The organism is Marinomonas piezotolerans (assembly GCF_003362755.1).
In the GTDB taxonomy this organism is placed as follows: domain Bacteria; phylum Pseudomonadota; class Gammaproteobacteria; order Pseudomonadales; family Marinomonadaceae; genus Marinomonas; species Marinomonas piezotolerans.
In genome coordinates this window covers 657,186-681,869 of sequence record NZ_QKRA01000001.1, presented here as the reverse complement: position 1 = coordinate 681,869, position 24,684 = coordinate 657,186, and the positions used below count along the sequence as shown (strand labels likewise).

19 protein-coding genes are annotated in these 24,684 nt (G+C 45.2%); 16 read left to right on the top strand and 3 right to left on the bottom strand.

Translation table 11 applies throughout. The annotated features are described in order from the left end of the window. The first annotated feature begins 69 nt into the window (after window positions 1-69). The 3 genes from DN730_RS03180 (at window position 70) to DN730_RS03170 (ending at window position 4,523) form a co-directional block, all read left to right on the top strand. Window positions 70-582, top strand: coding sequence for a putative pterin-binding protein (locus DN730_RS03180; protein WP_245957877.1), 513 nt, complete (start codon window positions 70-72; stop codon window positions 580-582). 77 nt (window positions 583-659) lie between these two features. After that, window positions 660-3,383 carry an ATP-binding protein gene (locus DN730_RS03175; RefSeq protein ID WP_158541167.1) on the top strand — a complete coding sequence of 908 codons (2,724 nt, stop codon included), beginning with the start codon at window positions 660-662 and terminating at the stop codon, window positions 3,381-3,383. A 63-nt stretch (window positions 3,384-3,446) separates the two neighbouring features. Further along, window positions 3,447-4,523, top strand: coding sequence for an HD domain-containing phosphohydrolase (locus DN730_RS03170; protein WP_211313813.1), 1,077 nt, complete (start codon window positions 3,447-3,449; stop codon window positions 4,521-4,523). On the opposite strand, the gene DN730_RS03165 is transcribed toward DN730_RS03170, so the two are convergent. Then, window positions 4,524-5,030 (bottom strand): YchJ family protein, encoded by a 507-nt coding sequence (locus DN730_RS03165; RefSeq protein ID WP_245957876.1) that lies wholly within the window; start codon window positions 5,028-5,030, stop codon window positions 4,524-4,526. Here DN730_RS03165 and sbcB point away from each other — a divergent pair. From sbcB to modC, 10 genes are all read left to right on the top strand, one after another. Beyond that, a complete protein-coding gene (gene sbcB / locus DN730_RS03160) occupies window positions 5,029-6,555 on the top strand; it encodes an exodeoxyribonuclease I (protein ID WP_115466641.1) in 1,527 nt (508 codons plus the stop codon). The two genes, DN730_RS03165 and sbcB, sit on opposite strands and share 2 nt — an antisense overlap. Before the next feature lie 32 nt (window positions 6,556-6,587). Then, a complete protein-coding gene (locus DN730_RS03155; RefSeq protein WP_115466640.1) occupies window positions 6,588-7,625 on the top strand; it encodes an AI-2E family transporter in 1,038 nt (345 codons plus the stop codon). Between the two features lie 121 nt (window positions 7,626-7,746). Further along, window positions 7,747-9,555 (top strand): DEAD/DEAH box helicase, encoded by a 1,809-nt coding sequence (locus tag DN730_RS03150; RefSeq protein ID WP_115466639.1) that lies wholly within the window; start codon window positions 7,747-7,749, stop codon window positions 9,553-9,555. Between the two features lie 206 nt (window positions 9,556-9,761). Beyond that, window positions 9,762-10,796, top strand: a complete 1,035-nt coding sequence (gene pyrC, locus DN730_RS03145) for a dihydroorotase (RefSeq protein WP_115466638.1) — start codon at window positions 9,762-9,764, stop codon at window positions 10,794-10,796. A gap of 135 nt (window positions 10,797-10,931) precedes the next feature. Continuing rightward, a complete protein-coding gene (imuA, locus tag DN730_RS03140) occupies window positions 10,932-11,618 on the top strand; it encodes a translesion DNA synthesis-associated protein ImuA (protein ID WP_115466637.1) in 687 nt (228 codons plus the stop codon). A 7-nt stretch (window positions 11,619-11,625) separates the two neighbouring features. Beyond that, window positions 11,626-13,098, top strand: a complete 1,473-nt coding sequence (locus DN730_RS03135; protein ID WP_115466636.1) for a Y-family DNA polymerase — start codon at window positions 11,626-11,628, stop codon at window positions 13,096-13,098. A 2-nt stretch (window positions 13,099-13,100) separates the two neighbouring features. Next, a complete protein-coding gene (locus DN730_RS03130) occupies window positions 13,101-16,238 on the top strand; it encodes an error-prone DNA polymerase (protein ID WP_115466635.1) in 3,138 nt (1,045 codons plus the stop codon). A 130-nt stretch (window positions 16,239-16,368) separates the two neighbouring features. Beyond that, entirely contained in the window at window positions 16,369-17,130 is a 762-nt protein-coding gene (gene modA / locus DN730_RS03125) for a molybdate ABC transporter substrate-binding protein (protein ID WP_245957875.1), read from the top strand. Between the two features lie 10 nt (window positions 17,131-17,140). Further along, window positions 17,141-17,833: a molybdate ABC transporter permease subunit gene (gene modB, locus DN730_RS03120; protein WP_115466634.1), complete on the top strand. Its 693-nt coding sequence runs from the start codon at window positions 17,141-17,143 to the stop codon at window positions 17,831-17,833. Beyond that, a complete protein-coding gene (modC, locus tag DN730_RS03115) occupies window positions 17,830-18,921 on the top strand; it encodes a molybdenum ABC transporter ATP-binding protein (RefSeq protein WP_115466633.1) in 1,092 nt (363 codons plus the stop codon). The genes modB and modC overlap by 4 nt, the downstream gene beginning before the upstream one ends. On the opposite strand, the gene DN730_RS19045 is transcribed toward modC, so the two are convergent. Continuing rightward, window positions 18,918-19,082 (bottom strand): hypothetical protein, encoded by a 165-nt coding sequence (locus DN730_RS19045; protein ID WP_158541166.1) that lies wholly within the window; start codon window positions 19,080-19,082, stop codon window positions 18,918-18,920. The genes modC and DN730_RS19045 overlap by 4 nt on opposite strands. A 279-nt stretch (window positions 19,083-19,361) precedes the next feature. Here DN730_RS19045 and DN730_RS03110 point away from each other — a divergent pair, with 279 nt between their 5' ends. The 3 genes from DN730_RS03110 (at window position 19,362) to DN730_RS03100 (ending at window position 23,400) form a co-directional block, all read left to right on the top strand. Then, window positions 19,362-19,868: a DUF411 domain-containing protein gene (locus DN730_RS03110; protein ID WP_115466632.1), complete on the top strand. Its 507-nt coding sequence runs from the start codon at window positions 19,362-19,364 to the stop codon at window positions 19,866-19,868. Window positions 19,869-20,159: 291 nt separating this feature from the next. Then, window positions 20,160-20,594 carry a MerR family DNA-binding protein gene (locus DN730_RS03105; protein ID WP_115466631.1) on the top strand — a complete coding sequence of 145 codons (435 nt, stop codon included), beginning with the start codon at window positions 20,160-20,162 and terminating at the stop codon, window positions 20,592-20,594. A 1-nt stretch (window position 20,595) separates the two neighbouring features. Further along, window positions 20,596-23,400 carry a heavy metal translocating P-type ATPase gene (locus DN730_RS03100; protein WP_115466630.1) on the top strand — a complete coding sequence of 935 codons (2,805 nt, stop codon included), beginning with the start codon at window positions 20,596-20,598 and terminating at the stop codon, window positions 23,398-23,400. 75 nt (window positions 23,401-23,475) lie between these two features. Here the strand turns inward: DN730_RS03100 and DN730_RS03095 are convergent, their stop codons facing one another. Beyond that, entirely contained in the window at window positions 23,476-24,684 is a 1,209-nt protein-coding gene (locus DN730_RS03095; RefSeq protein WP_115466629.1) for a sugar transporter, read from the bottom strand.

Sequence of the window (24,684 nt, the reverse complement as noted above, 5' to 3'; positions counted from 1 at the left end):
ATCGGATTTAAAGTTGAGGAAGATGTTTATACTACCTTCATTTGCAGCGACCTGTTGGAGAGCAAACTCATGAAAATGGCACCACAAATTATTAAATCTTTATTGGCTGTTGGAGCGGTTCTTGGTGCGGCAGAATCGTTTGCATTAGACAAGCCGAATGGCAGGGTGATACTAAACGTAAAAGGAAATATATCGGTTGCCAATACTGCGTCAGGTGAAGCGGCGTTCGATAAGGCGATGCTAAATGATCTCGGCGAAGTTACCTTGGTGACCAGTACGCCTTGGACGGAAGGAGTCAATACCTTTACAGGCCCCAAGTTGTCGGCGTTGCTCGATGCAGTCGGTGCGGACGGACAAACATTGGTGATAACTGCGCTTAATGATTATAGCGCGAAAATGCCTGTGGAAGATGCATACGAATTAGGCGTTTTGATGGCAATGAATATGAACGGTAAAGCGATGTCGGTAAGGGAGAAAGGACCTATTTTTATGCTCTATCCCTTTGATAGTGATCGTTCGTTAGATAATGAAGTCATTCACAATCGCTCTGTATGGCAGGTTAAATCCATTACGGTTGAGTAAGTTTATCGGCCGTCATTAGAGGGACGTTAATGAACGCTATTAGGACATCCCGTGCTAGGGTTTTTTTATGGGTCTTGGTGTCAACTGCTTTAGTTTTTTTAATAGTGGTTGTGTTGCTGTATTTACAACTCATAGATCGTCAGTCTGAGCTGCTTTCTGCATCCGAAGAAGATGCGTTGTGGGCGTCGTATCAGTTAGACCGAGAAGCGCTGAAATTACATAACGCTGTGCGGCTTTTGGCTGATAGCCCCAATGATCCATCAAGGTTGGAAGAGGCTCAGTTACGCTTTGATATCTTGTATAGCCGATTAAACATCGTTTCAGAAGGCCAGTTGAAGCAGTTATTTAGTCAGGTGCCGAACGCAGAGGTTCGTAGAAAGGAAATTCGTCAACATCTCAACGCGATAGATAGCGAGCTTTTTCTGAATGCTCTTGGCCACATTGATGTTGAAAAAGTCTCTGAGCTAGTTCAGTCCGTTCTAAAGGTTTCTGAACAAGTTGTGTTAGATAATTTAGCCAGTCGATCCGCTGAAAAGGTAGCTGCCCGAAATGATATGTTGCTGAGATTTAGTTATCTAGGTGTGTTGGTAGCACTATTGACGCTGACGATGATGGTTATTATCGCCATGTTAGTTAGACAAGTCCGATTAAGTTTGCATTCGTATCAAAAAACGAAGGCGCTTGCCAATGAGTTACAACAAACTGCGCTGGCTGCTCAGGCAGCAACGAGAGCAAAATCAGATTTTTTAGCGACAATGAGTCACGAGATTCGCACTCCAATGAACGCTATTTTAGGTATGTCGCACCTTGTGCTCGATACGGATTTACAGCCTAAGCAGCGTAGCTATATTAATAAAATTCAGACTTCTGCTAACAATTTGCTGTTAATTATCAATGATATTTTAGACTTTTCAAAAGTCGAAGCGGGTAAAGTTCAATTAGAAAGCGCACCATTCTCCATTGACGACGTGCTTGAATATACCTACGAAACGTGCCGAGCTAGCGCTGAAGAGAAAGGACTGAAGCTGATTGTGTCAAGAGAGTTTGATATCGCATCCGAACTAGTGGGTGATGCCACGCGGCTAAGGCAAGTTCTCGTTAATATTGTTGGCAACGCAGTTAAGTTTACTCATCAAGGCAGCGTAACCCTGCATATGCATTCCGACCAGAACGGTTATACGTTTGTGGTTAGGGACACGGGTATAGGTATTCAAACGGAAAATGACATATTTGCAGGGTTTAGCCAAGCCGATACCAGCACAACACGATTATATGGCGGGACAGGTTTAGGTTTAGGTATTTCTAAGCGTTTAGTTGAATTAATGGGCGGTGAAATTACCTTTGATAGCGAAGTTGGAGTAGGCACAGCGTTTTATGTGAAGGTGGCGCTGGATACGGCTAATAGCCAGCGAGCTGCCGCAAAGTTTCCCCAACTATTTTGTCTGCCTGACGATAGAATTGCTACAGACCAATTAGACTCATTAAATATATCGTTTCAGTATTGGGGGGATTATGCATCACTAAAGGGCCCCAAATTATTAGTGTTAGCTGACGAATATGCACAACAACTTGATCGTTCAGAACAAAAACGATTACACCTTGAATTTGCGGGTCGATTGCTTGTTTTAGGACGTAAGACAGACGAAGTGTTGGCCTATTCTTGGTCACGACTTGGCTTGCTGACGCCAACTAAACTCAATACGTATGTAAAACGGCTATCAAAAGAAGGCCAAGTCGTTACTCAAAAAGACGATGTGCTGGCGCAATATCATGAGTGCGATAGTTTGCTCGGCAGAAAAATACTATTGGCAGAAGATAATGTTGTGAACTCAGAGATTGCGACCGCGCTATTAGAAAAACTCGGAGTTCTCGTTGTAAAGGCTCAAGATGGTGTGGAGGCGGTAGCTGCGGCTGAAAAAGAAACATTTGATCTGATTCTAATGGATGTGCAAATGCCAAATATGGATGGTTATCAGGCAACTCAAGCGATACTTCAGTCTTTGGGTGAACAAAGTCCTCCCATATTGGCTTTAACAGCTGGAGCTTTGGATACGGATCGTGAACATGCGTTGCAGGCAGGAATGAACGATTTTCTTACTAAGCCACTCGATCCTCTTTTGTTGCTTAATAAACTTGAACATTGGCTGGTAGAGCAATCTGTCGACAATTTGCATTCAGAAAATTCACTGAATGTTGCTAAGGTATTTTCTCCTGAGTTAGGTTTATATCGTTTCAGCAATGATGAGAGCCATTATCGCGATATGTTGACGCGCTTTCTTGGTCTGTTAAAGCCTTACACCAGTGCGCGCCAAAACAAGCAAAGTATCCCTACAACTACGTATGAACTTCACAGCATAAAAGGTGCTGCCGCGAATATCGGTGGCGAAGCGTTCGCATTAGAAGTCTCAAAGTTTGAACAATCCCTAGCCGAGGCTCAAGAGGCAACTGCACCTGAAAGTAGTGTTTATTGCGCGCGAATAGAAGAATCAGCTGATGAGCTATGGTCTAAAATTCAGCTATATTTAAAAGGTTCTGAGACACAAGCCGCGAGTGAGCAAAAGGTAGTCCCTTTAATACCAAAAACGAAAAATATTTCCGATGCGTCGTTGGCCGCCATTCAGCAACTTCGCGGTGACTTAGAAATGGGGGTGGCAGATATAGAAGGTCATCTTTTGGCGCTGATGAAGCAGGAGGACATGTCGGGCAGCGCAGAGTTGTTGGAAATACAAGGCTTTATTAGAAGCTACGACTATGATCTTGCGATTGAGAAAATTGATCGGTTTTTAAGCGGGAAGAGCTAGGCCTTAGATTATGGCTCATCACGTATTGTTTTAGAACTCCAAAAACACAGGAGCGTTGGGGTTATGTTCGATTTAGATTATATGAATGAGGCGCTCATTGCTCATGATTCAAATGAGTCGCCGAAAAGCGTCTTAGTCGTGGATGATATGCCGGATAACATTGATATCCTCAGAGGTATTTTATCAAAGCGTTATGAAGTTCGTGTCGCGAAAAGTGGGCCTATGGCACTTAAGAGTATTAGTTCAAAGCTACCGGACCTCATTCTACTTGATATCATGATGCCAGAGATGAATGGTTTTGAAGTATGCGCCGAGATCAAGCGCAACCCCAAAACATCACACATACCGGTCATTTTTATTACCGCCATGACATCGGTGGATGATGAAAAGAAAGGCTTTGAAGCCGGTGCGGTGGATTTTATTACCAAGCCTATCACACCGTTAACGACGCTTGCTCGCGTGAATAATCATATTGCTTTGGCTCAGCAAGATAAGCGCAATAAACTTATCATAGATCAGCGTACTGAGCAGTTGAAAGAAGCTCTGGTCGCTGCGGTCAAAATGCTTAGTGAGGCGGGTACCTATAACGATGAAGATACTGGCTCTCATATGTGGCGAATGGCTGATTACAGCGCATTGTTAGCCAGTAAAATGGGGCTGGATGATGAGGAGGCTGAACGTATTCGGCTCGCTGCCCCTATGCATGATACTGGCAAAATCGGCATTCCTGATTCCATTCTAAAGGCTCCTAGAAAGCTTACCCCTGAAGAATGGGAAACCATGAAGCGTCATCCTGAGATCGGGGCAGAGATATTGGGTAAAAGTCAATCTCCGTTGTTTGATATGGCAGCAGAAATCGCGATGGCTCATCATGAGAGATGGGATGGCTCTGGTTATCCTAAGGGATTGAAAGGGGAGGCAATTCCTCTTACCGCGCGCATTGTTGCATTGGCAGATGTGTTTGATGCACTGACAATGGAAAGACCATACAAAAAGGCTTGGTCAATTGAAGATGCGTATCAGTACATTCGTGAAAATGCCGGCTCGCATTTTGATCCTTCGCTGGTGGAGGTTTTTATTGCTCAAGATGCGGATATCCGTGCCATTAAGAAGCTGTGGGATGCGAAGGGTGATCAATGATCACCCGCAGCACTTTTTAAATTTTTTACCCGAACCGCAGTAGCATGGATCGTTTCTGCCAATTTTATTTTCTTTTGGAATAACATGAGGCGTATTACCCTGAACTTCATGTTCTCCTGCTATGTAATACCAGCTGCCATCATGTTTTTCGAACAACGAACGTTCGCTAAGTCGCCCCGTATTTTTTCCTTCTTTGAAGTGCGCGCTAAACGCAACCATGCCTGAATTATCTTTTTCTGAGCCTTCTTGGACATCTTCAATAGTTAATCGAACCCATTGTGTTGCACCATTGCTGTCTTCAATAGCATCAGCGCTTTGCTTCGGGTCAGATTGTAGTTTTTGTGTTTCGGCAATGTAATCGAACTTGTTCAACGCAAATGCCGTATAGCGTGAGCGCATCAGAGCCTCTGCTGTAGGCGCGGTGCCAGGATTATTATGGTACATTCCACAACACATTTCGTATGGGGCTGCTGAGCCACATGGGCATTGAGCTGGAGGTGATGACATGAATGCTCCTTCATCGCCAAGTTCTTGTCTAGATGCGTATAATACTGAATTTAACCGAAGCGAACAGGAATTATTTGTGAGTAAGAGCGCGACCACCTCATTTTTTTGGTACGACTTTGAGACCACCGGTGTTGATCCCGCAAAAGATAGGCCGATGCAATTTGCTGGCATTCGTACAGACCTTGAGTTCAATCCGATTGGCGATCCCATCATGTTGTACTGTAAGTTAGCCGAAGATGTATTACCGCATCCTGATGCCTGTTTATTGACGGGTATCACTCCTCAAGACGCTAATAGAGAGGGGCTGCCTGAAGCCCAATTTCTCGCTCAGATTGAGGCAGAACTGGCTATGCCTGGGACCTGTTCACTTGGCTACAACACATTACGGTTTGACGATGAAGTCGTTCGACATAGTTTTTACCGCAACTTTATCGATCCCTATGCACGTGAATGGCAAAATGGGTGTTCTCGCTGGGATATTATTGACCTAGTTCGGATGGCATACGCCATGAGACCGGAAGGAATCGAATGGCCGAAGAAAGAAGATGGCAGCTACTCTTTTAAGCTAGAGGATCTTACCAAAGCAAATGGCATCGCCCATGAACAAGCACATGATGCTCTCTCAGATGTGCATGGCACGATCGCACTTGCGAAGCTGATTAAAGCGAAGCAACCTAAGTTATTCGATTACTATTATTCGATGCGAGACAAAGCATCGTTGCAGCAGTTTATTGATCCCATTCGCATGAAACCCTTCTTACACATATCGGGCATGTTTGGGCAGGAGCGAAAGTTTGCAGCGTTCGTTGCGCCTGTAGCGCCTCATCCCACAAACAAGAATGGCATCATTGTTTATGACTTAATGTGTGATGCGCAGCCGCTGATTGATTTATCCGTTGAACAGATACGTGAGCGCGTTTTTAGTTCGAAAGAACTACTTGGTGACGTTGAACGATTGCCGTTAAAAGTGATCCACCTCAATAAGTGTCCTGCTGTCGCGCCCGCGACATTCTTAAAGGACCAAGGTGTTGTAAATAGGTTAGGACTGGATGGCTCAATTTGTCGAGCGAACTTGGCTAAAATAAAGCAAGCCTCTGGGCTGGCGGCGAAACTTACCCAAATCTTCATGCAGGAATACGACCAAATAGACAAAGATCCAGATCTTATGCTTTATAGCGGTGGTTTTTTCTCACGTGATGACAAGCAAAGGATGGAGGAGATTCGACAAACACCAAACGACATTCTTGGTGAGCTTGAGATGACGTTTGATGATAGACGTTTGCCTGAAATGTTTACACGCTATATTGCTAGAAATTGTCCCGAGCAGTTGAATGCGCAGCAGCGAGAAGAGTGGGAAGAATACCGGAGAATACGATTATTAGAGAGTGATGGTAGTGGGTCTATTACTATGCAGGCTTACTTTAATAGGTTAAATGAATTAGCGATGGATGAATCTTTAGCGGACAGCAAACGAATCATGCTACAAGATCTTGCAGATTATGCGCAGAGTATTTATCCCTACTAAACCAGTAAATGCAGAGGCTCTAAGAGGATTAAATGAAAGAAAATAAGGGATTGTTTTGGCTAGTGGGCGTTGCCGCATTTGTGCTGATTATTGCTGGGTTGAAGGCTGCTTCGCAAATCGTAGTTCCTTTCATGTTATCAGTGTTTATTGCGATTATTTGTACGCCTCTACTGGGCACGCTTAGTCGCCGTAATATTCCCACATGGCTATCAATTATCGTAATCGTAGTTTTGATTATGATTTGTTTAACGTTTGTAGGCTTGTTAGTAGGTGCTTCGCTTGATGATTTCACGAAACAATTGCCAACGTATCGGGAGCGTTTCGGCGTTGAAATGTCTGGCTTACTGGAAAAGTTAAGCACATTTGGCATTAATATTTCTTATCAGCAAATTCGTGATTATGCCGATCCTTCGGCGTTGATGAGCTTGTTTACCAATACATTGACGAGCCTTGGAAGTGTGCTGACTAATATGTTTTTGGTCATCATGACGGTTGTATTTATCTTATTTGAAGCGGCAGAAGTTCCTAAAAAACTGGCGTATGCATTAGGTGATGCGACAAATTCCATGGATAAGGTTAATCAGTTTATCGACACGGTTAATCGGTACCTTATGATTAAAACACTTATTAGCTTGGCCACGGGGTTAATTATAGGTCTGTGGCTTTGGTTCTTAGGTGTGGACTTTCCTATTTTGTGGGGAGTGAGCGCATTTCTGTTAAATTTTATCCCGAATATTGGATCAATTATTGCGGCCGTCCCAGCCGTTCTTTTGGCGTTTGTACAGCTAGGGAGCCTTCATGCAGGCTTAACTGGATTAGGGTTCTTAGCAGTGAATCTTATTATGGGGAATTTTATTGAACCCAAATTCATGGGGCGGGGCGTCGGTCTATCGCCACTTGTGGTGTTCCTGTCGTTAATTCTTTGGGGATGGGTCTTTGGTCCTGTGGGAATGCTTTTATCTATTCCTTTGACTATTATTATTAAAATTGCACTGGAGGCTAGTCCACGCATGTATTGGTTAGCCATTATGATTGATTCGAAAGCGCACGATCAAAACAAGGAAACATAGTTGAAATAAGCATGTTTGGTTTTTTGTGTGGATATATGTGTGCTTATACAGTAGAATGCGCGATTGTTTTCTCAGTGCGAATCGCGCACGTCTACCATCCTATTTAAAGGTTACAATCTACATGTCTGACGCTGATATTCAGCCTACTTTTGATTCTTTGGGTTTATCCGCCCCAGTCCTTAAAGCGGTTAGTGAACTAGGTTATGAACAACCTTCCGCCATTCAAGCGCAAAGTATTCCATTTTTGTTAGAAGGGCACGACCTTCTTGGTCAAGCGCAGACAGGTACGGGTAAGACAGCCGCATTCGCTTTGCCACTGCTTTCACGCATTGATGTGGCAAATAAAACACCACAGTTATTGGTGTTGGCGCCGACACGTGAGTTGGCGATTCAGGTATCAGAAGCTTTTCAGAGCTATGCTCGCCATATTCCAGATTTCCATGTCCTGCCGATCTACGGTGGTATGTCCTACGACTCTCAGCTACGCCAATTAAAGCGTGGTACCCAAGTTGTTGTAGGTACACCAGGTCGTGTAATGGATCATATTCGTCGTAAAACCTTGCAACTTGACGGTTTGCAAGCGTTAGTTCTTGATGAAGCGGATGAAATGCTTCGGATGGGCTTTATCGATGACGTTGAATGGATTCTTGAACACACCCCTAAAACACGTCAAATCGCATTATTTTCTGCAACAATGCCTTCTGTGATTCGTAAGGTTGCTAATCAGCACTTAAACAATCCGAAAGAAGTCAAAATTCAGACTAAAACATCGACTGCGATGACGATTACACAAAAATATTGGCAAGTGAGCGGCCTTCATAAGCTGGATGCGTTAACGCGTATTCTAGAAATGAACGAGCACGACGGCATGATTATTTTTGTTCGTACGAAAGCTGCAACGGTAGAGCTTGCTGAAAAGCTAACTGCTCGAGGCCATGCATGTGAAGCGCTAAATGGTGATATTAGTCAGAATTTGCGTGAGCGTACGGTGGAGCGTATCAAGAAAGGTCAAATCGATATTCTTGTGGCGACAGATGTCGTTGCGCGTGGACTTGACGTTGAACGTGTAAGCCATGTAGTAAACTACGATATCCCTTACGATACAGAGTCCTATGTGCATCGTATAGGTCGTACTGGTCGTGCAGGACGTTTAGGTACAGCGATTTTGTTTGTTGGTCACCGTGAACGTCGTATGTTGCAGCAGATTGAACGAGCTACACGTCAAACCATTGAACGCATGCAGCTACCGACTGCTTCAGATATCAATGAACAGCGTATTGCACGTTTTAAGCAGCGCATTACTGACACTATTGATAATCAAGACCTAGACTTCTTTATAGAGTTAATGGAAGGCTACCAGAAGGACAACGAAGTTGATCCAACTAAGGTTGCTGCAGCGTTGGCTTATATGGCTCAAGGTAAAACACCTTTGATCCTTAAAGAAGTAGAGTTTAAACCACGAGAGCGTCAAGAACGCGGTAATGACCGTGGTGATAGAGGCGATCGTGGCGCGCCACGCAAGCCGCGCAATTTAACAAAAGAAGCAATGCCTCTGAAAGATAATCCATCTTTAGAAATGAAGCGTTACCTTCTTAAAGTGGGTTACCGTGATGGCGTCAAGCCTGGTAACATTGTTGGTGCGATTGCCAATGAAGCTGATGTAGACAGTAAGCTAATTGGACATATTGAGATTTTTGAAGATTTTGCGACGGTTGATTTACCTGCGAATATGAGTAAGCAAGTTATTGGTAAGCTTGCTAAGACGCGTATTTGTGGTCAACGATCTGACATTACAGAAGTTGAAAATGTCGATGAGAATGCATTGGAGAGAGCTGCTCCATCTGCTAATACTCGTCGTAGACCAAGCAATAGTGATCGTAAGCCTCGAGCTTTTAATAAAGATCGCAAGCCACGTCCTAGAGCAAAATAAAAGAAACATAAAAAGCCGAGCTTAGCTCGGCTTTTATTTGTCTAAATTTCAGTACATTGTATGACCAAACGATTTGATTTCTCATCCCTAACTAAACTGTGCTTTATTGCTTCCGTTTAGCCGCATGAATTTTTATCATTGCAAGATAAGTATCGTGGATACCTTTAAAAGCTTTCATTTTTACCACTATATAAAACAGGTTCAATATGGATCAGATTACTATTCTTCGGCCAGATGATTGGCATCTTCATTTTCGTGATGGCGACATGCTTCAAGAAACTGTGCCAGCAACGGCGCGTTGCTTCGCGCGTGCTATCGTTATGCCAAACTTGGTTCCACCTGTCACGACAGCAGAGCTCGCTAGCGCATATCGTGAACGCATAGAAGCAGCCATTCCAGAAGGTGTTGAGTTTACGCCTTTGATGACGTTGTATTTGACGGATAAGACGAGTGTAGAAGATATTCGTGATGCTAAAGCGGCAGGCGTAGTCGCTGCGAAAATGTACCCTGCAGGTGCTACGACTAACTCTGACTCTGGTGTAAGCTCTTTGGATTCACTTTATCCGGTATTCGAAGCTCTTGCCAATGAAGGTATGTTGCTACTGGTTCATGGAGAAGTGACGCAAAAACACATCGACATTTTTGACCGAGAAAAAGAATTCATTGATCAGCACTTGGTGAAGATAGTAGATAAGATTCCACATCTAAAAGTTGTGTTTGAACATATCACGACAAAAGATGCCGCAGAATTTGTTATGTCCGCACGTGAAGGCGTGGCAGCAACCATTACACCTCAGCACTTGATGCTTAATCGTAATGACATGTTAGATGGCGGTATTCGCCCGCATAATTATTGTTTGCCGGTACTTAAGCGCTCAACTCATCAAGAGGCACTGCGTGCTGCTGTGCAGTCTGGTTCTTCTCGCTTTTTTTTAGGCACAGATTCAGCCCCTCATGCCCAGCACCGTAAAGAATCTGGTTGTGGTTGTGCAGGATGTTACAGTGCTTGGTCTGCCATTGAGTTGTATGCTCAGGTGTTTGATGAGCTAAATGCTCTAGATAAGCTTGAAGGCTTTGCAAGTCTTCATGGCCCTGATTTTTATGGTCTGCCGCGTAATACAGATACCGTTACTTTAGTGCGAGATGAGTGGGTAGTTCCTGATTCAATTATGCTGCCTTCTCAAGAGTCGATCGTACCTTTCTATGCGGGCAAATCAGTACAGTGGAAATTAAAAGTTTAACGCATGTTGCGTTGAGTGGAATGTAAAAGGGAGCTTCGGCTCCCTTTTTTATGTGCCCATGAAAGGCTAAGAGGATTGCAGAAGTGTGAGAATTAAATATACTGTATATATGTACAGTATATTTGGTTTTGGCAGATGAAAACAATTCAAACTCTAGAGCAACAAGGCATAGTGTGGAAAGCAGGTTATGCCGACGATTTTGCTTCGCACTATGCGGATAGCAACAGATCCACCGGTTTTGATAGTTTGGATCAGGAGTTGTTGATTAAAGGGTGGCCGACTCGTTGCGTGATTGAACTATTGTTGGAAAACCATGGCGTTGGTGAGTTATCGCTGTTTTTACCGTGGTTAGGTAGGATGGCCAAAAGCACAGATAAAAAAGTGGCGTTTATTAATCCACCTTTTTTACCTTCCGTGTCCTGTTTTGTCGCTCAAGGCGTTAAGCCCCAACAAATATGGCTGCTGTCACCAAAAGGAGATAAACAATCTCTTTGGCTACAACAGCAATGTCTACTTGAAGGGCACTGCTTTGCAGTGTTTATGTGGCATAACGATAAGACCTCCGATACAGCACTTCGCAAGCTTCAATTAGCAGCAAAACAAGGCGATTGCTTGGGGATATCGATCAGGTCGCTGCGTGTTAAAGATCAATCGTCACCCGCTCCTTATCGTTTGCTGCTTGAGCACAGAGGTTCTCAACGAGCGCAGATTAAGATCATCAAGCGAAGAGGCGGGTGGTCTAGCTCGCCGATCCCAATCAAATTAGGAGCGCTTATTGATCCAGGCAAAGCAGACACTCCCATACAAATAATAAAGCAGTGATACCTCGATGTGGTTAGCGATTTCATGTCCTTGTATTGAGATGGATGCTTTGTCGGTGATGGGAGTAGAGGCCCCCTTTGTCGTGGCACAAAAGCATGATTCGAAGGTCAGCCAAGCTAATGACGCAGCTAAATCTTTGGGTGTTAACCCCGGTATCCCTTTAACTTTGGCATTTACGCTCGCTCCTACACTCGAGGTCTTATCAAGTGACGCTAAACAGACAAAAGCATTGCTTGAAAGTCTTGCGCAATCTTTGGGGGAGTTCTCGGGGACGGTTTCGATTAGACCGCCAGATTGCGTCGTGATCGAAGTGAAGTCAATGTTGAAATATTTTGGCAGCCTCCAGTCTATTGCAAGATCGGTACGTAGCTGCGCAAAGGATTGGGTCAGTCATCATAATTTAGCGCTGGGGCCAACTGCCTTGTTAGCACAATGGCGATCTCAAGCAGGCGATCAATACGATCTCATTGTGAATGAGAAGCTGACAGAGGTACCTATTCCACTGATCCAATGGCTAGATAAAGTTCCGCTGTCAGCAACACGTTGGGATAAAAAGCAGCTTAGTCGTTTGTCAGGATTAGGTTTAAAAACGCTGGATGAGTTATATCGATTACCCAGTGTGTTGATTCGAAAGCATTTAGGTGATGGACTATATCAGCAGTTTGGTAAAGCGATTGGTACTATCGTTGAGCCGATCGATGTTTATCAGATGCCGGAGTCGTTCCATCGTGAGATCGAGTTCGACCGAGAAGTAGAACATAGTCTTGGATTAATATTCCCATTAAAAAATGTGACTCAAGCCTTGTCCACTTTTCTGCGTCGTCACAGACAAAAGCTCTATGAGCTCACTATAAAGCTCACGCCAGCTTGGACAATAGAAGATCAGGCATCAGAGATTACGCTTGAGATAAAACATGACTTAGGCAGTGATGATGCAAGCCTGTGGCTAGAGCTCATAGAGTTAAAACTCAGTACGCTATGCCTTCCTGCGCCCATTCGAACCATGGTTGTTTTTTCAGGTTCTCTTGAAGCAAGCATTGAAAGCAATCAGGATTTATTCGATACCGTTGCGAACGATCGACAAAGTGCTGCATTGTTTATTAGTCGAATCCAAGCGCGATTAGGCGAAGACGTCATTAAATCTCCTTCTATAACAGGGGAGCACTTGCCCGAGCATTATGCGGAGTACGTGCCTGTTGTAGCAACAGACGTGATCAAACAGCCTTACACACAGAGTAAGCTCCCTTCTAGCCCACATACTTGCAGCCGCCCTCAGTGGTTACTTGTTTGTCCAACTCAGATAGATTCCTCGCAATTCAGGGTTATAGAAGGGCCTGAAAGAGTCAGTACTGCATGGTGGAAAAATCGTGGTCAGCTTGAGCGAAGAGACTATTACAAAGTGCTGTGGGGAGATCAGCGAATCGCATGGGTATTCCGAAATGATAAAGGCCACTGGTACTTACATGGTTGGTTTTCGTAGTCATGAAGGAGTCAACATTCGATTATGCAGAGCTACATTGCCTATCAAATTTCACATTCCAACGCGGTGCATCTCATCCTGAAGAGTTAATTGAGCGTGCTCAATATCTAGGATATCAAGCGTTAGCGATTACGGATGAGTGCTCGTTCGCGGGTCTCGGGAGAGCATACGCCGCATCCAAACAAACCGATTTCCCACTGATTGTCGGCAGTGAGTTTCGCTTTGATACCTTTACGCTGGTGTTGTTGGTGCCGAATATCGCGGCCTATAAAGAGCTCTCTTTATTAATCTCTACTGCTCGGCGTCAGGCACCCAAAGGCTCTTATCTCATACAACCCGATGACGTGCTCAGTTCAATTAAGCACTGTTTAAGTATTGTCATCCCTTCGAGAAAAGTTTGCGCAAACGACTCTGATCAAGTCTTCTTGCCTTTGTTTCAACGCTTCAAACGTGCTTTTGCAAACCGCATCTGGCTTGGCTTACAGCGCCCGCTAATGGCGGATGACAGGGTGATACAAACATACATAGAAGATATCAGGCACTGGCAGGGAATTCCCATCGTGGCCGTAGGAAGCGTTGATATGCATGTTCCAGCGCGGCAGCCACTACGGGATGTTTTGACGGCGATTAAGCTTCGAACCAGTGTAGAGCAATTAGCAGGGCGTCAGGCGAGTAATGGGGAAAGTCACCTGCGTTCACCGAATAAACTAATGAGCTTATATAAAAAAGAATATTTAGATCAAAGTGTGGTGATTGCCAATCGATGCAACTTTTCTATGTCGGAGTTGCGTTATGAGTACCCAAAAGATTTGGTGCCAGAAGGGTGGACGGCGCATGATTATCTTATCAAGGCAATTAATGAGGGAGCGAATAAGCGTTACCCTAATGGCATACCGCCTTTCATCTTACAACAAATTCAACATGAGTTAGATATCATTGCACATTTACGGTATGAGCATTACTTCCTAACGGTTTGGGATTTGGTTAAGTTCGCTCGTTCGCGCGATATTTTATGCCAAGGGCGGGGCTCGGCGGCGAATTCTGCCATTTGTTTCTGTTTACATATTACGGAAGTGAATCCTGAAAATGGCAACTTACTGTTTGAACGCTTTTTGTCTAAAGAGCGCAATGAGCCGCCTGATATTGATGTCGATTTCGAACACCATCGACGAGAAGAGGTTATCCAGTATATTTACCAAAGGTATGGCCGCGAGCGGGCTGCATTGGCGGCTACCGTTATTCGCTACCGAGCTAAAAGCGCGATCAAAGATGTGGGTAAAGCATTGGGTTACGACGAGCATTACTTGTCTCGATTAATACAGCAGTTGGATCGTCGAGATCAAGAGGTTCATTGGCTGAAGCAGTTAAGAAAATTGGGGCCTGATAACAGCGTAATCTACTCTATGTTTGTTGACTTGACTGCGGAGATACTCGATTTCCCCCGTCATCTATCCCAACACGTAGGAGGCTTCGTGATCGCCAGCGAGCGGGTCGATGAGCTAGTTCCCACTGAAAACGCTGCGATGGAAGGCAGAACCATCATTCAGTGGGATAAAAATGACTTGGAAAGCTTAGGGCTCTTGAAAATTGACGTCTTGGCATTAGGGATGTTATCAGCAATAAAACGATCGATGAGCATGCTCTGTGAAAAAACTGGACAAGCTTGGACTCTTGAATGCATTCCAAGAGAGGATGCTGAGACGTATGCCATGTTGCAAAACGGGGACAGTGTTGGTGTGTTCCAAGTGGAGTCTCGGGCGCAAATGAGTATGCTACCGAGACTTAAACCTACTTGTTTTTATGATTTAGTCGTACAGGTCGCTATTGTCAGACCTGGGCCTATTCAAGGCGGGATGGTGCATCCTTATCTCCAACGGCGTAGTGACCCGACCTTGGTGAGCTACCCAAGTGCAGAGGTAAAACGGGTATTAGAGAGAACGCTTGGGGTCCCCATCTTTCAAGAACAAGTTATTAAACTGGCAATGGTGGCCGGAGGATTTAGCTCAGGTGAAGCGGATCAATTACGTCGAGCTATGGGGGCTTGGAAGCGAACAGGGCAGTTAAAGCCATTTGAAGAGAAGTTAAAAGCGGGCATGCTTGAGCGAGGGTACTCTAATGAGTTTGCAGATCGACTTTGTCTGCAAATTCGTGGGTTTGGCGAGTATGGTTTTCCAGAATCCCATGCGGCCAGCTTTGCACTGCTGGTGTATTTTTCCGCTTGGTTAAAATGCCATGAGCCGGTCATTTTTTGTTGTGCCTTGCAAAACAGTTACCCGATGGGTTTTTATTCTCCGTCACAGTTGATTCAAGACCTTCAGCGTCACGCTGGAACCGTGTTGCCTGTCTGTGTCAATGCAAGCTTCTGGGATCACATAGTGGATCATTCTCAAGGAGGTAATGGGATGTTGCGGATAGGGTTTCGTCTCGTGAATGGCTTGAGTAAGCAAGCGGTGCAGTTACTCCTGAATGCGCGTTCGAATCGACCCTTTGAGAGTATCCATGACTTTTTAGACAGAGTATCCATTAACACTTCAGAGCGCGAAGCATTAGCATCCGCTGGAGCTTTTGAAACACTGGCAGGTAATCGACATCAAGTTAGGTGGCAGATGCTTGGGCACCAATTGCCGACGCATTTACCCTTTGAACTGAATCAATCCTCTTCAGAGGTTTGCTTCGAATCACCCACCCCCGTTCAAACAACTCAAGAAGAACTTAGACGATTAGGGCTGACGTTAGGAAGACACCTCATGTCTCTTATTCGAGAGCGAGGGGCTTGTAGGCGTTGCACGCCTTCTAATGAGCTTGCTCAATTAAATCATGGCAGCTTGGTTCGAGTAGCGGGAATTGTCACGGGCCGACAGCGCCCAGGTACGGCTTCAGGCGTGACGTTTATTACGTTAGAAGACGAATTTGGAAATTGTAACATTGTTGTTTGGTTGGCGACCGCCAAGGCTCAACGCCAAGCGTATTTAGGTGCGACGCTTTTAGAGGTACATGGTATTTTAGAGCGTGAAAACAATGTCACACATATCATAGCTGGCCAGTTAATTGATAGAACAGCGGCTTGGCAGAGTTTGCTGAATTCGGAAGAAAGCTCCCAAGACTGGCATGGCTTGGTGCCTTCCAGAGACTTTCATTAGTTTCGTTTATGCAAGACTGACTTCTTATTTCACAAACTTCCTTGATTGGTAGACATTTTTAGCTTTAGCGCGTCAAAACGGGTCAGTATGCTAATAGACAGTATTGATAGATTGGAAAAGGAGTGAATACGTGTCGATTGCGAATGCTTTGAAAATCGGTTTCGCCTCAGTGGTGCTTATGTCTTCGTCTATGGTGTCAGCGGAGGTGATAAAGGTTGCCGTTGCGTCCAATTTTACCCACCCGATAAAAGAAATTGCTAAGAATTTTGAGCAGGACACGCAGAATAAGGTTGAATTATCGTTTGGCTCTTCTGGCAAGTTCTACGCACAAATTGCAAATGGTGCGCCTTACGAAGTCTTTTTGTCTGCTGACCAAGCGAAGCCCAAACGGCTCGCAGATGAAGGAATGGCGATTGCTGACACGCAATTTACTTATGCAGAAGGCCAATTGGTGTTGTGGTCTAAAGATCCTCAAAAAGTAGATCCACTGGGCAAAGTGTTGGATGAAGACAGCTTCAATCGACTGGCGTTGGCGAACCCTAAGTTAGCACCTTATGGGCTTGCAGCGCTTCAGACTCTGGAGACATTAGAGCTGGTAGATAAAACCCGTACAAAGTGGGTCAAGGGCGTTAATATTGCTCAGACGTATCAGTATGTCGACACGTTAAACGCTGATATTGGCTTCGTCGCCTTGTCTCAAATCACTGAGAACCATAAAATCACTCAAGGTTCGGCGTGGATTGTGCCTGATGAGTTTTATCTGCCGATTAAACAAGATGCGATAATAGTGAAAGGCGCTGAACGTAATGCCACGGCACAAGCTTTTTTAGATTATCTGAGATCTAATAGTGCTCAGAAAATCATTCAATCCTATGGTTATAAAATAGAGTAATGGACACTACGTGCATCTGACAGAAGAAGACTTGCAAGCAATTTGGCTCACGCTAAAACTAGCGTCCACGGTTACGTTACTATTACTAGTGATCGCTACGCCACTCGCATGGTGGTTAGGTCGTACATCTTCCAAGTTCAAGGCGCCGATTGCTGCATTATTCTCTCTTCCTCTTATTTTGCCGCCTACTGTATTGGGGTTCTATTTGCTTCTAGCTATGGGCCCCAATGGCTGGGTGGGGCAGTTAACACAATCTTTGGGCATCGGATTGCTGCCTTTTACATTCTGGGGGTTGGTCGTTGCTTCCATTGTGTACTCTCTGCCGTTTGCTGTTTATCCCATTCAGAATGCCGTGGAGCAATTAGGTGACCGCCCGATGGAGGTCGCTGCAACGTTGGGCGCGGGGCCTCTAGATCGTTTCTTCAATGTTGCTTTACCACTTCTAAAACCTGGAATATTTTCCGCTGCCGTACTGACGTTTGCGCATACTGTTGGGGAGTTCGGTATTGTATTGATGATTGGCGGTAACATTCCAAACGAAACACGCGTCATTGCTGTACAGATGTATGACCATGTTGAAGCGCTAGAGTATGTTGAGGCTCATGGCTTAGCGGCATTGATGCTTGCGTTTTCGTTTATAGTTTTGCTGTTGTTATATGGTTTACGTCATAAACGGAATGTTCCACATGGAGCAATGCAATGAGAATGAACCATGAATCGCTGCTTGACGTTGCTTTAAAGCTAGATCGAGCTGGTCACTTCGCTCTTGACGTGTCGATACAAACTCCTCTGGCTGGTGTAACCGTTCTGATGGGGGCGTCGGGCTCTGGCAAGACAACCTTGCTACGATCTATTGCAGGGCTTGAGAAAGCCGCTTGCGGCCATATTCAAGTGGGTGACGTATGCTGGCAGTCTTCAACGTATTCCCTCCCAGTACATAAACGCTCGCTAGCTTATGTGTTTCAGGAGCCTAGTTTATTCCCTCACTTAACCGTTAAACAGAACTTAGAGTTCGCCCTGATACGCTCCGTTGCTAAGAGCTCACTGGATGAGCAAGTTCACTTAATAGGGTTGTTAGGCATTGAAGGTTTGCTTGAGCGACGCCCAGAGCAGCTTTCGGGGGGAGAAAGGCAGCGCGTCGCCATTGCGCGTGCAATTTTCAGAAAGCCTGCTTTGTTGATGATGGATGAGCCATTAGCGGCATTGGATACGCAGCGTAAGCAAGAGGTTTTGCCTTACATTGAAGCGCTGGCCCGCGAAACAGATATACCGATTCTCTACGTAACGCACTCGATTGAAGAGGCGGCTCGTATTTCTGACAGAGTCGTCTACTTACAGGATGGTCGTGTTCAGACGCAAGGGCATATCAACGAGGTTCTTGAGCGGGTAAATATCACCGCGCCGGAATTTGGCCGTTTAGGATCGGCGGTATCGGGTAGCGTGTCTGAGCAGCTAGAACAATGGAAACTATGTCGAGTGACCACGACATTTGGCGATGTTTTGATTCCCAATTGCAATCGCTTAGTCGGTGAACCAACGAAACTCTTTATCCAAGCAAATCAAGTAAGCTTAAGCTTGTCACAACCCGTTGATTCAACATTACTGAATAATTATGTCGGCCACATCACAAAAATCACCTCTGCCTCAGAGTCGGCTCTTGCAACGATACAAGTCAACTTAAAGGGTGTACTAATATTGGCTCAAATTACTCAGATGTCGTTACATGCTTTGCAGTTAGAAACAGGTCTTCAAGTTTGGGTTAGTATTAAATCTGCAGCATTAATGAGTTAAATGACCATGCTCATTGAACTATATTTATGTTGTCCTGTCATATCAACAGATAAAGGAGAGCGAGCATTACCATGGTAGTCAGGAATAAATTGGCATTGAATATTCTGTTGACGCTTATTGTAATAGTGAGCAACATCGTTATGCCAGTGAGCCAACCACACACGATGTCTCCTCATTCTATGCAGGAAGAGTCAGTACTTGTGGCATCCGCATCTTCCTCTGACTGTTGCGATGTCTCCATGCATGAGCCTGCATGTAGCGCATGCATCGTTCATTGTTTGGTGCCTCCTATGGTCTTTGTTCAGACGAACGCAACTTTCTTGCAAAATATAGCGCCGTTAATTAATAACAAGCCTATCAGGCGTATTGAGTCCTTGAGGCGACCTCCAAAAGCATATGAGTCTATTGCTTAATGTCCCTTTTTTTATTTGGAGAAAACTATGAAGACCTTAATTACTCTCGTTCCAACCCTGATACTTTCAATGGCTGTGCTTTTCCCGAAATCGGTTGTCGCCGCAGAAAACAATGCTCATTTAGAGATAAAGACGCATTCTGAGTTGCAGGTCTATAAAAGCCCTACGTGTGGTTGTTGTACGGGCTGGGTAGAGCATATGAATATGCACGGACATCAGACACAAATTCACCACCCTAAAGATCTAAACCAGATCAAAAATGAATCGGGGATTCCTACTAATGCGCGTTCTTGTCATACTGCTATATCCGCATCAGGTTTCATATTTGAAGGTCACATTCCTGCAAAATATATAGAACGCTTTCTTGCAAACCCACCGGCGGACGCAAAGGGGTTGATCGTTCCTGCTATGCCGGTAGGCTCACCAGGAATGGAATATAACGGTCAATTCATGCCGTATTCGGTAATGCAATTAAATACTGATGGTACTTTAAACGTATACGCTCGTGTGAATGACCCCGAAGATCAACTTTAGTGTTAAAGAGGAGCCGGCGATGTCGGCTCCTCTTATTAATAGGGAGTCTACTTGGCGATGTGCCGTTATCAATAAACCATACTGAAAGCTCTATCATTTCACGTTAAATCCCCAGCATCAGCTCCCTTCTTGTTAGAACAACCAGTCTATCTAGTATCCATGGGTAACACGTTTTTAAAAGTTGGTTTGTGACGTTCCATGTTACAACGGAAAAGAATACGATCACGATTTGACCTATGTGTAACACATAAGTTGTATGCTGATTATAAAATAGAAAGATTGGAGGCTTTGATGAAAGTAAGCGATCTAGCGAAAACCGCTAAGGTAACGCCAGAAACGGTTCGCCATTATAGTCGGCAAGGGCTCATTCACGCTCAACGTAATGCACAAAATGGCTACCAAGAATTTGACAACGTGGCACTGCAGCGCGTGCGTTTTATCCAACAAGCCCGCACTTTGGGATTTAGCTTAAAACAGATAGCGCAAATATTTGAACAGTCGGACTCAGGTGATTCACCATGCCCCATGGTCAGGGATTTGTTACGTCAAAAAGTCCCCGAAACGCAAAAGAAAATCGCAGACTTACAAGCACACTTAATCAAAATGGAGGCCGCACTGACTGCTTGGGAAGCGATGGAAGACGGTGTTCCAAATGGCCACTCAATCTGTTGCTTAATTGAAGATTGGGAAACGTCAGATGCGTCGCAATGCTCTGAGGAGAAATAATATGAGTGTTATTGAACAAAATCATGCGCAAACCCTAGATCTTTACGTGTCGGGTATGTCCTGCCAAGGTTGCGTGAGGAATGTTCGTAAGCAACTTGAAAGCCTAGACGAACATGTAGAAGTAACTGGCTATCCCAAAGAAGACCGATTAGTAGTCATTACTCATTTACCCTTAGCTCAAATCGAACAGGCCATTCACTCTGCTGGCTATGAATACAAGGGGTTAAATAGAGCCGTGAATGCCGAGCAGATACCGACGAGGACGTATCACGTTACGGGTATGAGCTGCCAAGGGTGTGTTCGTAATGTGCGCCGCGAGGTTGAAGCGTTAGATGAATTTGCGGAGGTGATTGGATGGCCTAGTGATAATCAACTGATCGTGACTTCGACCTTATCGCAGGATGATATCAAGAAAGCTGTCACGGAAGCGGGTTATCAATTTCAAGGTGAATCCGAACCGACAAAAGAGACAGCCGAAAATGTCGACAATTCAAAGAGTGTTTCGGATGAATTTACCGAACAGAGCGTAGAGCCTGATAAAAAAGTAAAACAATTGAATGATACACCGCTGCAAAGTGAGAGCGTCCAGTTGTCTCTATCAGGCATTACCTGCGCCGGTTGCGTCAACACGATTCAACAAGCGTTAGATACGGTTTCAGGTGTAGACAATGCAGAAGTGAACTTCGCCAGCCGAACCGCTCAAATCTCTGGCAGCGCAGCGCTTGAAAATTTGATTAACGCCGTGACCAACGCGGGTTATGGGGCTGAGGTTATCGAAGATCCAGCTGAGGCCCAAGAAAAGCGCGCACAAAAAGAACAACAAGAATATCAACAGAAAGTTCGCTTTTCGATTGCAGGCCTGATGGTGGGTGTTCCCTTGATGTTATGGGGATTATTAGGCGGCTCAATGCAAGTCGCGACGATGAGGGATCAGCTCATATGGGGAGCCGTTGGTGTCATAAGTGCAATGGTGATGTTTTATTCTGGCCGCCACTATTATCAAAGTGCATGGCGAGCGTTTAAACATCGACACAGCAATATGGATACCTTGATCGCAATGGGGACTGGAGCGGCTTGGTTGTATTCCATGGCCGTCGTTTTCGCTCCAGATTGGTTGCCAAACAATGCTCGTCATTTGTATTTCGAAGCGAGTACCATGATTTTGGGCCTCATTAATTTGGGGCAAGCGCTGGAAGTTCGGGCGCGAGGTAAGACCAGTGCGGCACTTAAACGTCTATTAGACCTTCGTCCTCAGTCTGCTACTGTGATTCGAAATGGCCATGAACAGACGATCGATATCGCAAACATTCAAATCGATGATCTAATTCGCGTCAAATCAGGAGAGAAACTGCCCGTCGATGGCATCGTAACGGAAGGCGCTTCGTCCATTAACGAATCTATGTTGACGGGCGAGCCTGTTCCTATCGAGAAAGGAGAGGGAGATGAAGTGTCCGCGGGAACCATCAATGGTAACGGCAGTTTGATCTATCGCGCGACCAAAGTAGGTGGAGATACCCTGCTGGCACAGATTATTACCATGGTGGGCAAAGCTCAAAACTCCAAACCGCCCATTAGTCGCTTGGCAGACCAAGTGTCTTCGGTGTTCGTTCCAAGTGTCATGATTATTTCGATTGTCGCCGCGTTAGCTTGGCTTAACTTTGGTCCAAGTCCTGTTGCGGTCAACATGTTGGTTGCAGCAGTATCCGTACTGATTATTGCGTGTCCCTGTGCACTCGGTTTAGCAACACCCATTTCCACCATGATTGGGGTCGGTAAAGCCGCTGAATACGGTGGCTTGATACGTAATGGCGATGCATTACAAAAGGCCAGCGAGATCACCACCATCATTTTAGATAAGACAGGAACGATTACTGAAGGTAAGCCGGTTGTTACTTCTGTAGACAATCAACACGAGTCGGAAACGTTGATTAAAAGTGTGGTCGAAGGCCTTGAAATGGGGGCAAACCATCCGCTTGCCCAAGCATTATTAGCGTATGCACAAGATCATGGTGAACCAAAACAAACGGTTGAAGACTTTGAATCCGTTACGGGTCAAGGTGTAAAAGGTGTCATAGGCGGTGTGTCGTACTTATTGGGTAATGAGGCACTGATGCAAGATCACAAGATTGATTTGCCACAAGACGCAAAGCATAGCGTGGGCTCGATCGTATATTTGGCGAATTCAGAGCACCTCGTAGCGACCTTCGTTATAGAAGATAAAATTAAATCCAGCGCAAAAACTGCGATAGATTACCTTCACCGAGAAGGTATTACAGTGATCATGCTCACTGGTGATAATGATGCAACCGCCAAAGCCGTTGCCGAAGCTGTCGGCATTGATCACTATCAAGCTAACATGCGCCCTCAAGACAAATTGGATTACGTTAAAGCGCTCCAAAATAAGTCTGAGGTTGTTGGAATGATGGGAGACGGCATCAATGATGCGCCAGCACTGGCGCAAGCGGATGTCGGTTTTGCTATGGGGAATGGAACGGATGTTGCCATGGAGAGCGCCGACATCACTTTGATCGGACACGATTTAGCGAATATTGCCAAGGTGATCTCGATCAGTCGAGCAACGTTGAACAATATTAAGCAAAACCTATGGGGGGCATTCGGCTATAACTCTTTAGGCATCCCGTTGGCGGCTGGCGTGCTATTCCCTTTTACAGGCTGGCTATTGAGCCCAGTCGTAGCGGGTGCAGCTATGTCATTGTCATCGATTACCGTTGTTTTGAATGCGAATCGCCTACGCTTGTTTAAGCCTAAGCAGTCATCCAATTATAATGCAGAGAGAGACCAATAATGTTGTTATTCATGAACCTGTTAGGAGTCGCATTGATCGCGTTTATCATTTGGTGGTTTTGGTTAGGTAAGCGGCCTAATGGCCGCCGCTGACGGAAACATGTTTGAGTCTTAGCCTGGTAACATAGGAAATCACAACCAGTGCTAAGGCAGCAACACATGCACTCGTGTAAGACGTGTATTGAATGCCAGCACTTTCGATTACAATACTTCCTATCAATGCTCCGGCACCAATACCTACATTAATGATGCCAGAGTAAAGAGACATAATAATGTCAGAGGCGCTTGGATCAAGGCCAAGCGCCCGCGCTTGAAGGGCTAACCCTGTTGTCATGAGCGATGCCCCCCAGATGATCGTGACGATCATCACCAGCCAGGTAACGTTTGCAGCGGCGCCAAGTATGAGTACACAGACCGCTAGCCCCAAACCACTGATGATTAACAAAGGGTTGCTATACTTTTCACCAAAGTACGCAAATGCAGCGCTCCCTAATATGCCTGCCAACCCAAAAAGCAATAATAGAAAAGTGGTAAATTGTTCGGAAATACCCTCGTATTGCTGCAAAAAAGGCTCTATATAACTATAAGTTGTATAGTGTGCTGTGAACGTTAGAAGAATCGCAAAGTATATAATGAAAAGCAGCTTATTCGTGAAAACAGACTTCAGCTTGCTAGCAACTCCAGAGGTCGTCATGCTAGGCAACGCAGGAAGTAGCCGAAACACGGCGACGGTCGTCATCAGCGCCGCCAATCCAATCGCTTCAAAGGCCATCCGCCACCCCCAAGTCTGACCAATTAAACGACCAAGTGGCACGCCCAGTACCATTGCCATACCGGTTCCTGTTGCTAAAACGCTCAAGGCAAAGTTCATTTTGCCGGGAGGTGCAACGCGAATCGCAATAGATGCGGTAATAGACCAAAAAACGGCATGAGAGAAGGCAACTAAGATGCGGCTAATCACCAGACTTTGGAAGTCCCAAGCGATGGCCGACATAGCGTGACTTAATGTAAAGATGCTACATGTCCATAATAAAAGTCGCTTACGTTCTAGACGACTGGTGATTAGCATCATGGGAAGCGACATCACTCCGACAATCCAAGCATAGATCGTAAGCATCCAACCTGTTTGTGAGGGAGCGATACCAAAGTCAGTAGAAATATCTGTAAGCAATCCAACAGGGACAAACTCAGAGGTATTAAAGATGAATGCGCAAAACCCTAGTGCAAACACTCGAAGGTACTGAAGGTGGCGTGGTGCCTCGGTGTTTGTTGGTAGTGAGTTCAT

Bases quoted from the DNA above. Each gene is read 5' to 3' on its own strand.
- DN730_RS03130 (WP_115466635.1), top strand. From the start codon at position 13,101: ATGAAGGAGTCAACATTCGATTATGCAGAGCTACATTGCCTATCAAAT.
- sbcB (WP_115466641.1), top strand. From the start codon at position 5,029: ATGAATGCTCCTTCATCGCCAAGTTCTTGTCTAGATGCGTATAATACT.
- DN730_RS03095 (WP_115466629.1), bottom strand. From the start codon at position 24,684: ATGAACTCACTACCAACAAACACCGAGGCACCACGCCACCTTCAGTAC.
- DN730_RS03105 (WP_115466631.1), top strand. From the start codon at position 20,160: ATGAAAGTAAGCGATCTAGCGAAAACCGCTAAGGTAACGCCAGAAACG.
- modC (WP_115466633.1), top strand. From the start codon at position 17,830: ATGAGAATGAACCATGAATCGCTGCTTGACGTTGCTTTAAAGCTAGAT.
- DN730_RS03155 (WP_115466640.1), top strand. From the start codon at position 6,588: ATGAAAGAAAATAAGGGATTGTTTTGGCTAGTGGGCGTTGCCGCATTT.
- pyrC (WP_115466638.1), top strand. From the start codon at position 9,762: ATGGATCAGATTACTATTCTTCGGCCAGATGATTGGCATCTTCATTTT.
- DN730_RS03180 (WP_245957877.1), top strand. From the start codon at position 70: ATGAAAATGGCACCACAAATTATTAAATCTTTATTGGCTGTTGGAGCG.
- DN730_RS03165 (WP_245957876.1), bottom strand. From the start codon at position 5,030: ATGTCATCACCTCCAGCTCAATGCCCATGTGGCTCAGCAGCCCCATAC.
- DN730_RS03110 (WP_115466632.1), top strand. From the start codon at position 19,362: ATGAAGACCTTAATTACTCTCGTTCCAACCCTGATACTTTCAATGGCT.
- DN730_RS03150 (WP_115466639.1), top strand. From the start codon at position 7,747: ATGTCTGACGCTGATATTCAGCCTACTTTTGATTCTTTGGGTTTATCC.
- imuA (WP_115466637.1), top strand. From the start codon at position 10,932: ATGAAAACAATTCAAACTCTAGAGCAACAAGGCATAGTGTGGAAAGCA.
- DN730_RS03170 (WP_211313813.1), top strand. From the start codon at position 3,447: ATGTTCGATTTAGATTATATGAATGAGGCGCTCATTGCTCATGATTCA.
- DN730_RS03135 (WP_115466636.1), top strand. From the start codon at position 11,626: ATGTGGTTAGCGATTTCATGTCCTTGTATTGAGATGGATGCTTTGTCG.
- DN730_RS03100 (WP_115466630.1), top strand. From the start codon at position 20,596: ATGAGTGTTATTGAACAAAATCATGCGCAAACCCTAGATCTTTACGTG.